Origin of the sequence: Natrarchaeobaculum sulfurireducens (genome assembly GCF_003430825.1) — an archaeon.
GTDB lineage: Archaea > Halobacteriota > Halobacteria > Halobacteriales > Natrialbaceae > Natrarchaeobaculum > Natrarchaeobaculum sulfurireducens.
Genome location: NZ_CP024047.1, coordinates 2,867,418 through 2,879,884 on the forward strand (window position 1 = coordinate 2,867,418; position 12,467 = coordinate 2,879,884).

9 protein-coding genes and 1 tRNA gene are annotated in these 12,467 nt (G+C 61.5%); 4 read left to right on the forward strand and 6 right to left on the reverse strand.

Annotated features, from left to right (window positions below):
- Positions 1 to 34: 34 nt before the first annotated feature.
- Positions 35 to 829 (forward strand): NAD+ synthase, encoded by a 795-nt coding sequence (locus AArc1_RS15170; protein WP_117365159.1) that lies wholly within the window; start codon positions 35 to 37, stop codon positions 827 to 829.
- Between the two features lie 5 nt (positions 830 to 834).
- Here the strand turns inward: AArc1_RS15170 and AArc1_RS15175 are convergent, their stop codons facing one another.
- The 3 genes from AArc1_RS15175 to AArc1_RS15185 all read right to left on the reverse strand — a co-directional run bounded on the left by AArc1_RS15175 (position 835) and on the right by AArc1_RS15185 (position 3,004).
- Positions 835 to 1,395 carry a GNAT family N-acetyltransferase gene (locus tag AArc1_RS15175; RefSeq protein ID WP_117365160.1) on the reverse strand — a complete coding sequence of 187 codons (561 nt, stop codon included), beginning with the start codon at positions 1,393 to 1,395 and terminating at the stop codon, positions 835 to 837.
- 72 nt (positions 1,396 to 1,467) lie between these two features.
- On the reverse strand, positions 1,468 to 2,247 hold the full coding sequence (locus tag AArc1_RS15180; protein ID WP_117365161.1) for a class I SAM-dependent methyltransferase: 780 nt from the start codon (positions 2,245 to 2,247) through the stop codon (positions 1,468 to 1,470).
- A 46-nt stretch (positions 2,248 to 2,293) separates the two neighbouring features.
- Complete coding sequence (locus tag AArc1_RS15185) at positions 2,294 to 3,004, reverse strand: enoyl-CoA hydratase/isomerase family protein (RefSeq protein WP_117365162.1); 711 nt, start codon at positions 3,002 to 3,004, stop codon at positions 2,294 to 2,296.
- A 60-nt stretch (positions 3,005 to 3,064) separates the two neighbouring features.
- Here AArc1_RS15185 and AArc1_RS15190 point away from each other — a divergent pair, with 60 nt between their 5' ends.
- From AArc1_RS15190 to AArc1_RS15200, 3 genes are all read left to right on the forward strand, one after another.
- Positions 3,065 to 3,793 carry a DUF7114 family protein gene (locus AArc1_RS15190; RefSeq protein ID WP_117365163.1) on the forward strand — a complete coding sequence of 243 codons (729 nt, stop codon included), beginning with the start codon at positions 3,065 to 3,067 and terminating at the stop codon, positions 3,791 to 3,793.
- Positions 3,794 to 3,883: 90 nt separating this feature from the next.
- Positions 3,884 to 3,955 (forward strand) — tRNA-Thr (locus AArc1_RS15195).
- A gap of 356 nt (positions 3,956 to 4,311) precedes the next feature.
- Positions 4,312 to 4,626: a hypothetical protein gene (locus AArc1_RS15200; protein ID WP_117365164.1), complete on the forward strand. Its 315-nt coding sequence runs from the start codon at positions 4,312 to 4,314 to the stop codon at positions 4,624 to 4,626.
- A 198-nt stretch (positions 4,627 to 4,824) separates the two neighbouring features.
- Here AArc1_RS15200 and AArc1_RS15205 read toward each other — a convergent pair whose 3' ends face one another.
- From AArc1_RS15205 to AArc1_RS15215, 3 genes are all read right to left on the reverse strand, one after another.
- Positions 4,825 to 8,397, reverse strand: coding sequence for a BGTF surface domain-containing protein (locus AArc1_RS15205; RefSeq protein WP_117365165.1), 3,573 nt, complete (start codon positions 8,395 to 8,397; stop codon positions 4,825 to 4,827).
- 576 nt (positions 8,398 to 8,973) lie between these two features.
- Positions 8,974 to 9,471, reverse strand: a complete 498-nt coding sequence (locus tag AArc1_RS15210; protein WP_117365166.1) for a hypothetical protein — start codon at positions 9,469 to 9,471, stop codon at positions 8,974 to 8,976.
- A 516-nt stretch (positions 9,472 to 9,987) separates the two neighbouring features.
- Positions 9,988 to 12,465, reverse strand: coding sequence for an efflux RND transporter permease subunit (locus tag AArc1_RS15215; RefSeq protein ID WP_117365167.1), 2,478 nt, complete (start codon positions 12,463 to 12,465; stop codon positions 9,988 to 9,990).
- Between the last annotated feature and the right edge of the window lie 2 nt (positions 12,466 to 12,467).

Genomic DNA, 12,467 nt, shown 5'->3' on the forward strand with positions numbered 1-12,467 from the left:
GCCTATTAGGATAGTGAGACCGAATGATTGCGTAATGATCGACCTACGATTTTCGGAGGCCGAACTCGAGCAGCGACGTGACCACCTCACCGGCTTCATCCGTGAGCAAGCCGACGCGGCAGGAGCCGATGGGGCCGTCCTCGGGCTCTCCGGCGGGATCGACAGCACGCTCACCGCCTCCCTCGCCGTCGAAGCTCTCGGTGCCGACGGGGTCCACGGCCTCGTGTTGCCGGCCGAGGTCAGCAGCGAGGACAACATGAGCGACGCCGAGCGGGTCGCCCAGGACCTCGAAATTAGCTACGACGTCATCGCGGTCGAACCGATCGTCGAGACCCTGCTCGAGGCCTATCCAGACGCCGACGGGGACCACGTGGCGGTTGGGAACGCTCGTGCTCGCGTGCGTGCAGTGTTGAACTACCTCGTCGCAAACCACGAAAACCGGCTCGTGTTGGGGACCGGCAACCGAAGCGAGGCCGCCGTCGGCTACTTCACCAAGTACGGCGACGGCGCGGTCGACTGTCACCCGATTGGCAACCTCTACAAGGCCCAGGTTCGCCAACTTGCACGCTACGTCGGCGTTCCCGAGGATCTGGTCGAAAAGACGCCGACTGCGGAGCTGTGGGCCGAGCAGACCGACGAGGAGGAGATGGGAATGGACTACGACACCCTCGACGCGATTCTCGTGACCCACATCGACGGCCCGCTGTCGGTCGACGCCACCTGTCGCTTACTCGAGGTCGACGAAGCGACGGTCGCGACGGTTCGTGAGATGTACGAAGCCAGCGAACACAAACGCACCGTCCCACCAGCCCCAGCGCCGCTCGAGTGACGACCCTACGCCGTTCGTTCGGCCCCGGCCGTCTCGTCCGCTCGCCACTCCTCCTCGAGCAATCCATACCAGTAGGTATCCCGGTACTCGCCGTCGATGAACGCGCTGTCCCGGTGGACGCCCTCACGCGTGAAGCCGACGGACTCGAGGAGTCGCTGTGAAGCGTCGTTAAACCCGAAGACGCGGGCTTCGATGCGATGGAGACGGAGGTGATCGAAGCCATAGCTGACGAGCAGTGCCGCCGCCTCGGTGCCGTACCCCTGCCCGTGATAGTCGGGGTCGATCCAGTACCCGATCTCGGCCCGACCGGACGCGAGGTCGACTTCGTCAAGTGAAATCGTGCCGATTGGCCTTTCTGGCCCGACGACGAGCAGGTGAACACCGTCGTCACTACAAACCGCGTCCTCGAAGAACGCCCGTTCTTGCCGTCCGTTCACCGGTCGCGACCTGCCGATCGGTCGCCAGATTCGCGGATCGTTGATCAGCCCTCGCAGATACTCGAGGTCGTCCTCCTCGATCGGTCGCAGGTCGACGCGGTCACCGGAGAGGAACGTTGCATTCGACATACACTATCGTTCGGAACGGATGATAAAAAAGGCGCTAGGGCATGCTACCACATGGTATCTGAGCAGACACCACTACCTGCCGTCGGACCTGACTGCAACCACGCGAAGCCGTCGGTAGTCAGCGACCCACGTGCCGTCTACGAACAGATCCTCGCGCAGGTCGTTCTCGACGGCCGCCACGACTGACCCGCGTTCGTCGTCGGGGACCGCCGCCAGGAGGTCGTCACCGAACAGCTCGAGCCACGCGGCCAGTCCCTCCGCGCCAGCATCCAGTTCGGTCGGCCGATCGAACAGCCGCGCGTACCGGACCTCGAAGCCGTGGGCCTCGAGTCGACTGGCGTACTCGCCGACGGACGGGAAGTACCACGGGTTCTCGGCTACGTAGCCGCGACGCTCGAGTTCGGCTTCGACGGCGTCGACAATCGCCGCGACGTTCCCGGTCCCGCCGAGTTCGGCGACGAACCGGCCCCCGGGACCCAGCGCGTCCGCAACCGACTCGAGGACGGCGTCCTGATCTCGAATCCAGTGTAAGGCGGCGTTCGAGAAGACGGCGTCGAACGGCTCGGCGAACGCGAACTCGCGAGCGTCGGCGCGAACGAACGCACAGTCTGGATAGGTCTCTCTGGCCGTCGCGAGCATCTCGGGAGAACGATCGAGGCCGACGACCGCTGGGCCTGCCTCGGCGACCTGTCCCGTTAGATGCCCGGTCCCACAGCCGAGGTCGAGGACGCGCTCGTCGGGCGTGGGCTCGAGCAGGTCGAGGACGTCCGCACCGTACTCGTAGACGAACGAGTGGGCGTCGTCGTACGCACTCGAGTCCCACTCCGGCTCGGCGTCGCTCGATGGTGCCATTACTGCTCGATTGGAGCCAGGCGTCCTAAAAGGTGGGTTGAGTCGCCTACTCGAGTGCAGCGTCGACGTCATCGGCGTGTGACTCCACGAGTTCGCCGAAGGCGCGTGCCTCGCGTCGTTCCTGTGTAGCGCGTTCTGCATCGTCACGGATGCGGCGTTTGACCAGCCCGAGCGCGTCGTGGGCGTTAGTCGCGATCGACTCGGCGACGACGCGGGGGTCGTCTTCGATCCGGGAGATCAGCCCCATCCGCAGTGCCGCCTCGGCGTCGACCGTCCGACCGCTGAGTGTGAACTCGAGGGCGTCGCCCGTCCCGAGGACGCGTGGCAGCCGGACCGTCCCACCCCAGGCACCGAACAGGCCGAAGGTGACGCCCGGCTCGCCGTACGTCGAGGCCGGCGTCCCCACGCGGACGTCACAGGCGAGCGCGAGCTCGAGACCGCCACCGCGGGCGGGGCCGTCGATCCCGGCGACAACGACCGCCGGCGAGTCCTCGATCGTCCGGGCGACCCGCTGGCCCAGCCGAGCGAACGCTTCGGCCCGCTCGCGGTCGCCATCGAGGTCGCCGACGGCCTCGAGGTCGGCACCCGCACAGAACGCCGGTCCGCGTCCAGTGAGGTAGATCACCGGCTCGTCGGCGTCGGCGACCGCCGCCTCGAGTTCCTCGAGCCCCGCTACGGACAGGGCGTTGCGCACTGCGGGGCGATCGAGCGTGATGGTCCTGATCGATCCTGCATCGTCGATCGTGACGTCGATCATGCCCCCAGTCGATCGGGCGTTTCCAAAGGCCTTTGCCTCCTCCGTCGTAAGCTTCGAGCAATGGAGACGGCCGACAACTGTCGGCGTGCCGCGTTCGAATCTGTAGCGGACGTCGAACCACCGCGGTTGCACGATCTCGTCGAATCCGTCCTCGAGACGGCGTCGATGGTCCCCGGCGCGCTCACGCTCGAAAGCGCTGCAACGGCAGCTAGCGACGCGAGAGCGACCCTCGAGGAGCCGACTGACGAGTTCGCCCCCGAGACTGTTCACGCCCACGCCGCCGGCGTGCAGCTCATCTACGAAGGGCTTCGCCTCACACGAACGCTGGCTCACGAGGAACCCTGGACGGACGCCGACTCGAACGGGAGCGGCGACCTCGAGATTCTGGCTGCTGACATCCTCGTCGCTCGTGGCTTCTATTTGCTCGCACAGACCGACGCAGCCGACAAGGCCGTCCGGACGGTCCAGGCGTTCGGTCGCGACCAGACGAAACGCGCCGATCTCCTCAGCGATGTCGACTCGCTCGACGATCCAGACGAGATCGATACCACCACACTCGACGCCAACCTCGAGCGCGATGTCCTCGAACTCGCCGTCCTCACCGGCGCTGCCACCGTCGGCGAACCGGCCCCACCGGGGCTGCTCGCGTTCGCAGAGGACCTCGCTCGAGACGTCGGACCCGCGTTCCCCCCGACCGAAGAGTGTCTCACCGATCTCGAGCCACCATCGTCGAAGCGCCCGCTCGAGGACGGCACGACGGATCGTGCAACGTCGGCGACCGACCACTGATCTGACATCGGACTGCGCTGCGACAACTCGACCCACGCGCCGGGCAAATCGAAACCCATAAAGACAACTCGGGGCAACGTACTATTGCGTGCCTGGGTAGCTTAGCGGTAAAGCGCGTCCTTGGTAAGGACGAGAGCCCGGGTTCAAATCCCGGCCTAGGCTTGTATTTTTAGCGTCAAACTGCCTATCTGTAGGATTCGGTACCCCCGGAATTTCTGATCGCCCCGTCGATTCAAAACGGTTGCATTCTCGAGGACTGTCACGGCATGACGACCGGCTCGTCGTCACCCCCGAAAGCGTCCACAGCGGTTACTGTGTGGAGAGTCTCGTCAGTATCACGGTTCAGGTCGAGACAGTCACTGCAGTACCCACGAGCAGGGAGCCGACGGCGATGGGGAAGCGTCACTCGAGCGCGGAGAACACTACGAGAACCTCCTTACTCGAGGACGGCCCGCCGCAGCGCACGCTCGACACGGTCGTCCCAGAGCCTCGACTCGAGGTTGACGTCCCACCTTGCGATGCGGACGGATACAGCGATCTCCCCGACGAACCTCTCGAGTCAGCAGATGGCCGACATTGCAGCTTTCCAGGCTGTCGAGGGGTCGTATACGGACGCCGTGATCACGGCCCGGATTACGGTGCTGCCGGACGAGATTGGCTGGAACGTCATCGACGCGCTGAACGTCCCGCAGTTGCCCGGTGGGCCCTACCAGGTCCTCGACGAGGACACTGATCCACGCCGGGGGCAGTTCCCGCTGGGCGTCGGGCGTGGTGGCAAGGAAGAGATCCAGCGTCTGGACGACCAGACTGGACACCTAAGCGAGCGTAACTGAACTCGCCGTTTCTGTTTTCGTCTTTTGTATTGGTGAAAATGACTACTTGAACACGCACGGAGTGGCAACGCTTTGGTCTTCGATCCAGTCCAACAGCGCTGACGCTACGCGTTGCTGGGTGATGTTGCGTCAATAAAAAATCGGTGTATCGCGGAAGACCGGAACCGAGTTCCGGTTAGTTAGCTGCTGATTGCTGCCTTAGTTCTGGCGGCGGAGTGCCAGCATGCCGGCGGCGATCAGGGCGAAGAGTGCAACGGCGATGCCGAAGCCGGGGACACCGTCGTCGTCCTCAGGCTCTGGCTCGTCGTCATCCTCTTCCATGTCGTCGTCTTCGACTTCGACGTCGTCATCTTCCTCTTCGACGTCGTCATCTTCTTCGACTTCTTCGTCATCTTCTTCGACTTCTTCGTCGTCATGGTCGTCGACTTCCTCGTCGTCGACGTCTTCAACTGCTTCGACGAAGATGCCGTCAGCGTCGTCTTCACTGCTTCCGTCAATGCGGAAGTCGAGGCTGGCTTCGTCGCCTTCTGCGCGGTCACTGAAGTCGACTTCCTCGGTCGCGAAGGTACCGTCGGAGTCGATCTCAGCGTCCGCCGTCGTCAGGAAGCTCGAGGTGTCGCCAGCGTCACTCATGCGGACGGAGGTGTCGGAGCCGGGTGCGACGTTAGTCTCACCGCTCACGACTGCCTCTTCGCTGGTCTCGATCTGGACGTTGTCGTCCTCATCGAGGTTGTCGAACTCGGCCATGCGGTCCTCGAAGGTGAACGTCGTGGAGACGCTCTGGCTCGAGTCAGCCTGGAAGTATGGGAAGGCTTCATCTTCCTCGCCGTCAGCTGCGCCGAGTGGGCCGGCTTCTTCAATCTCGTCACCGCCGACTTGGTCGAAGAAGCGGAAGCGGTCGTCGTCGTCAGTCTCGTATTCGAGTTCGATTTCGAATTCGTCACCGTCGTCGATCGAGCGGTCGAACGGTTCGTCACTGGTGTCGACGACGACGTAGAACGCACCGTTGTCGTTGTCGATCAGGACGAAGACTTCGTCCTCGTCAGCATCGAGTTCGAGGTCGTTAGCGTCCTGGTTGCCAGTTGCGTCAACGTCTTCGAAGGTGAGCTCGACACCTTCACCGTCTCGATCATCGACCAGCGTTTCGAGGTCTTCGCCTGCAAGTCCGTCTTCGAGGACGTCGTCGATGTCGTCATCGGAGATGGCTGCAAGGTGACCGAAGATACCGCTGGCCTGGAATTCGGCGACCATCAGGTCATCGATTGCGACGTTGTCGCGCTCGGTGAGTTGGTCGACGAGTTCGTCGATGTCCTCTTCGTCATCAGCGTCCTCTTCAGGTCCGACCCAGGTGTTCACCGCATCGAGGCTTGGGTCAACCAGATCGAGGGTTGCGAAGCCGATCTCGTCGTCGACATCGGATTCGTCATCTTCGGCGATGAAGTGACCGTTCTCATCAGCCGTGATGTCGTAGTTGGTCGGCTGGAGCGGGCGGACGATTTGTTCCGTTGGGTGATCGTCAGCGTTACTCACTAGGTCAAGTTCTTCGAGGTAGTCACCGTATCCCTCGAATTCGTCATCAATCACGTCATCGGAACCGAGGTCGTCGTCGTCATAGAACGTCGCACCTCCGACGTTGTCGTAGTCCTCGTCAATTACTTTATCGTGGAGGTAGCTCTCGACGATGTCGTCGTCGGAGTAGAAGACGTCATCTGCGTCGAGACCTGCTTCATCGTGCATCGTGCCGACGAGGCGGGTGTTGACCCAGAAGTTCACTTCGTCGTCCTCGCCACCGTCATCCTCGAGGTAGAGGATGTCGATGAAGCCAGCGTCTTCGTCGCCGAACTGGACGAACGTTTCGTCGGTGTCTTCGAGTTCAACCGTGAACTCAATGAGGTCGCCTGCAGTCTGCGTGTAGACGTCCTCATCGAAGTTCGCTTCAGCATCGGATTCGGAGACGCTGATGTCATCCGAAGCGGATGCTTCGGTGTCGCTTACGTTGAAGTCAAAGGTGTAGTCACCTTCGTCAATGTCCTGGAAGTCGACGTCTTCGTCAACGTCACCGGAGTTGACGAAGACGACCTTCTCGTCGTAGTCATCCTCATCGGAGTCCCACAGTCCGACACTGAAGTCACCGAAGCTCTGCTCACCCTCGTCGAGAGCGGTCTGCATTGCATCGGCGTCGTCAGCTTCGGTGTTGTCTGGTGCGACTGCGCTTGGGTTGTCAGCCACGTCCGTTTCGTAAACAGCGTCAACGCCGCGGAGTGCGTCAACGATGTCTTCGTGGTCGACATCAGCAAGTTCGTCGGCCTCGTCGTCGAAGGCAACTGCGATTGCTGCAGCGCGTTCGTACTCAGTCTCGGGTTCGTCTTCATTGTCCGCGAAGACGGTATTGAAGTCACCGCTGCTGTCGAAGACGTCCGACTCAGTGTCGGTGTCCTCGTCGAAGTTTTCAGGTAGGGCGATCTGGAATAGTTCGTCGTCATCCAGGTCGCCGTCAGCGCTCGCGTTGACCGAGTACGAGCTACGGTCGGAGTCGATGTCGAGTTCGGTGTCCGAGTCAGGACCAGCGTCGGTCACTTGGTCGTCATCGAACTCAGCATCGAAGTCCTGCACCGTGATTTCGAACGTGTCATCCTGTGGTGGGCTCGAGTTGAGGTCGCCACCGCGCAGGAAGAAGTCCTCATCTTCGAGATCGTCAGTGTCGATCTCGACGAGGAGTTCACCGCTGCCCAGGAAGTCGAACTCATCCTCAAGCTCGAGGTCTTCGACGGTTTCAGCGTTGAGCTGCTCTTCGAAGCTGCTCGAGTCGACCTGACCGCCGTCGAACTCGTTAACGGAACGGAGTTCGTAGTCGGTGGAGTCGTCGAGCTTGCCGTCAGGCGAGAAGACGTAGACGTCCTGGCCCTGGAAGACAACACTTACCGTGTCATCTGCATCCTCGGGGTTAACGGGGTGGTACGTTGGGACGCCGTCAGCCTCGCTGATAGTCACTGTTGCGTCGTCTTCAACGCTGACGAAGTCACCTTCATCACCATCCCAGACTTGGACATCCTCACTGCGGTCGGTGAGCGTGACCGTCACGTCGTCGGTCTCTTCGATGTCACCGAAGTCGTCAAGTGTGACAACCTCGTCCTCGCCGGTGAATTCAGCCGAGTCCTCACCGCCGTCTTGGACATTGAGGTCAACGGCACCTTCGTCCGAATCGTCATCGAGGAACGTAGCAGTTACCTCAATGCTGTCGACGGGGTCCTCAGAGGAGACATCGTCAACTTCGATGTCAGCGTCGACGACGGTTTCGGTTTCATCGCCAAGACGGTCGTCGCCGTCGCCATCGAACCCTTCAATCACATCTCCGATCTCGGCATCGGTCACAGCAACGTCGGATCCCTCGACCTCAACTTGGTCATCATTTGGGAACAGGTGGACCGTGTGGTCACCGGGGAAGCCTCCCGTATCCTCGACTTCGATTCCGATGTCCTCATCGTCAGCATCGCTGGCGTCCGCAATCCCAGCGACAACATCGTTGCCGCCATCTTCGTAAGTTACGACGAGAGTTGCGTCGCCATCAACTGTCGTCCCATCTCCTACTTGTACAAATACGTTTCCATCGCTGAGGGTCTGCTCCTCAAAGCTATCTAAGGTACCCTCGGTTGCGTCCGCCGCCGCCGCGCCGCCCGCAAACGCTGCGGACATGGCAACAACGGAAAGGACCATAATCGCTGCGAGGAACACTGCACGTCCCTTTTCACGATATGATACGTTATCGTTCATTTAGTGTTATGTTGTCGTGTTTCGATTTCGCAATTAGTTAGCGCGCGATCCGTCATCTTTGGAGGCGACCATCGTCGTCCGGCCGACTTCATCTTCGAGTACCGACCCGGCCGCCCGGATAGGGGTGTTCACGACTTACGCAAGGTATTTAATAAGTCTTGTGGCTTTGAATGTCTTATTCTTCAACTAGTGGAAAACACCATATATATGTGTTTCAAACCATCTAACGTCGACTTAGGACCTGACAACCGAGCAGTGTTTGGTGATCTCACACAGTGTAACTGGTATAAAAATCTCCTCGAGCAAACCGGTCGGATGAGGCGACCAGTTCGGCGCGCTCCCCTCACTGCCCAAAGGAAGCTCGAGGACCCGACTGGACTGGATCAGGTGTGCACCATCGGCCACGTTTGGCAGAAGACCTCGACCACCCGACAACCGCCTCGAGGAGGCGAACGGCCACCCAGGAAAACTGTTCTCACTCCTCGGCGACGATTTTCACGGTCCGACGTACACGGTCGTCACGACAGGGTCCGCTCCGAACGGGAAATCGTACTCGAGCCATCGGCCACCGCGGGTTCAATCTGCGTCGCTTTCGGCGCTGGGTTCTAGCTCGGCGATCGTCAACTCGGGAATCGTCCGCTCGCCGTTGGCAGCACTCGAGTCATACGTGTAAGGGCCATCGACGACCGCCCAGAGGTCGATGACGTCGTCTTCCTCGACCGGGTCGCCATCCCACCAGCCGACGGCATCGGCGACGTTCCCCGGACCGAACAGCAGGTGATACTGAACCATCCCGTCGTGGTCGATTGCCTGGAAGACCGTCGCCGACTCGATGCTGACTGACTCACCTTCGAACGCCTCGGGATCGTCGGCAAGTTCCTGTGGATCGACCGCACGGGCCGCTTCGCGAACCCCCTCCGAATCGGACTCCGGCTCGCCGGTCGGTTCGGTCTCGAGATCGTCGAGTGAGTCGACGTCGTCGGGGTCGTCTACGTCGTCGGGCTCATCATCGCTCGAGAGACAACCAGCGGCCATGACGAGTGCGCCCCCGGCGAGAACGTGGCGTCGCTTCATGTCGGGGCGCTACGAACACGCCACGCAAGAGTGTGGTGGTCGAGCGGTGACACCACCGGAGACGAGAACAGCCACGGGTGACGGTTTCCTCGCGGGTCGGTCACCCACCGTGAGAGAGACGTAATCAAAACTCCCACAGCAACGGCAGTGCTCGCACAGCCACCGAACGACGTCGTCGACAGCGGCGTGCTCGAGGATCGTGGCGTCGAACGGGGCGCTGGAATCGTCCATCCACGCGCGCACGTTGGTCATAAGTAAACGAGGCAGCCACCGGACGATGACGGGCTGGGAGGCGCTCGAGTCCGGGTGATCGACAGTCGCCACTGCTGGGGAGTATATGCCGACAGAACGGGGAGCGATCGGTCTGAAACGAGAATCGAGTGGAAGCTGCGGGTAGTGTGATCCGGATGGGAACCGTGGCAGTCGGTGCTGGTCGAACGAGCACGGGGTGTTCGCGCTGTCGAACAGCGGAGTAGAAGTCGACGAAGGCCCGTCGGTGACTGCGTTTCGACGAGCTCAGCGCAGGCGGGCCGTCAGTCGGTCGGTTGCCTCGCCGGACTCGATCCACGCTGCCCACAGATAGAGTGCGGGCGGTAAGGCGACGACCGCGGCGACGAAGGAGTAGACAACGCTCAGCGCCATGAGCAGGCCGAAGTCCCCGAGCACGGGCGTAATCGCGAGCGCGAGCGCGCCGGTTCCGAGCGTCGTCGTCAACATACTCCCGGCGAGCGCCCCGCCGGTGCCCGAAAGCGTCGTCGTCAGGGAGGTACGGACGTCTTGATCGACCGAATACTCGTCGATGAACCTGGCCGTGGTGTGGACCGAGTAAGCGATCCCGATCCCGATCGAAATCGACAGGATCGTCGCCGTCAGTGCGTTCAACGGCATCCCGAGCAATCGCATCGTTCCGATGAGGAACGCGACGGCGATGGCGATCGGGAACACGTTGACGACCCCAAGCCACGGCTTTCGCTCGAGGATCAGATACGAGATGACCAGGAACACCGCGGTAAGCACGAGCGCAAGCGTCAGTCCCTGGGTGGCGGAGTCGAAGATGATCTGCGTAATCGCATCGAAGATGACGACCTCGCCGGTTGAGGTGGCCGTATAGCGGAAGTCCTCGGCGAACTCGGCACCGTCGGCGGCGACTTCCTCCTGGGTGGCTTCAGCGTCGATCGAATACTCGACCTGGGCGCTGCGGCGGTCATCGGTGAGGTACTGTTCGGCCTGTGAGCCAGCCGGGGAGGCGAACAGCTCGTCGTAGATCCGATCGAGGTTTCGGTCGGGGATGCCGTTGCCACTGCGGTCGTTTCGCTCGACCAGCTCGGCGAATTCGGGGTCTTCTTGTGCGTAGGAGTTGATAACCGTCAGAATGCTCGTCGCATCGGCCTCACCACCCGGTCCGACGGCCAGGCTGTCGGTCGGGTCCTCGTTGGGGCTCTCGAGTGACTCGAGTGCGTGGTCCTCCTCGAACGGCCCCTCGACGTAGATCGTAATCGACTCGTCTTGATTCGCCTCGAACCGATCCTCGAGGAGGTTGATCGTCTCGGTGATGGTGTACTCACCGGGTGCGAACGGCTCGGGGATGTGTTCGACGTACCAGGCTTCGTCTTCGGGCGGGAGGAAGTCCTCGTTTTCGAAGCTCGTGTCGACACCCGTCCCGTAAGCACCCATCGCACCACCGCTGACCAACAAGACGACGACAAAGAGAGCGGGTGCGCGCTCGCTTACGACTGCGGACGTCGATAGTACCCGTCCGAGCGTGGAGTCTTCGCTCGCGATCGGCGTCGAGTTGAACTCGGGGACGCCAAAGCGCGCTCTGAGCTGGTCGACCTCGAGTTTCGCCGCGGGGAGAAAGAGCCCGAAGATGAGGAAGGTAAACGCGATGCCGACGCTCGAGACGATCCCCATGTTCCTGATCGGCTCGAGGTCGGAGATGACGTTGGCACCGAAACCGATGATCGTCGTGACGGTGACGATGACGAACGCGATCATCAACTGGTTGTTCGCCGTCCGCATCGCCTCGATCGGGTCGTACCCCTGGACGGTCTCTTCGCGATACCGGTTGATGATGTGGATACCGAAGTCGACCCCGACCGCCAGTAACAACACCGGGACGGCGATGAGCTGTTGGTCGAACGGAATCCCCGAGAACCCGAGGAAGCCGAACGTCCACACGATCGTCATCAACAGCGCGAACAGGCCGAGTGCGAGATCGATGGGGTCACGATAGGCTGCGACGAGGAAGACGAGCAATAAGAGGAGCACGACTGGCATCACGATCGCCAGCGAGTCGCCGATGATGTTGTCGAACTCCTCCATCAGGATCCCGCCGCCGAACACGCGGATGTCCGACGATTCGCCGCCAGCGATCGAATCGATCGAGAGCTGGATGCCAGAGAGATCGTCGTCGTCGAACTCAGGCGGCACCTCGTGAGTGACGACCGTAATCGACGCCGAGGCGGACGCTTCGTTCGCGTTGAAGTCATCGGAGACGGTCGCCTCGAACTGCTGTTCGTCACCGACTGCCTGGACGGCCTGTCTGAACTCCGTGTTCGTTGCACCCTCGACGGCCCGTCGCTGGTCGGCCATCGTCGTCGCGTTCGGTTCGATCGCCTGTGCGATCATCGTCGGCGGCCCGTTGGCCGATTCCATCCGCAGTTCAGCCCGGTCTTCGACCTGCTCGAGGGTTCTGAGCGTAGCGAGCACCTCCTGACGTGTCAGGACGTCGTTGCCGACGTGGACGAGTTGTGTCGTCTCTTCTTCGGCGGCAAACGGTCCTTCGAACTCGTCGTTGATGGCATCGAGGGCGTCTTGCTCTGGAATGTCTTCGGTGAACGAATCCGAGGGATCGGCTTCCGTCGAGATGGCCGTCATGCCACCGCCGAAGACGACGGTCAACAACAGAAAGCCGACGACGATCGTCTTCGGCTGTGAGACGATAAGCTCGCTTAGGTGCGCTGTTGCCGCCTCGATTCGGTCGCCAGCGTTCATCT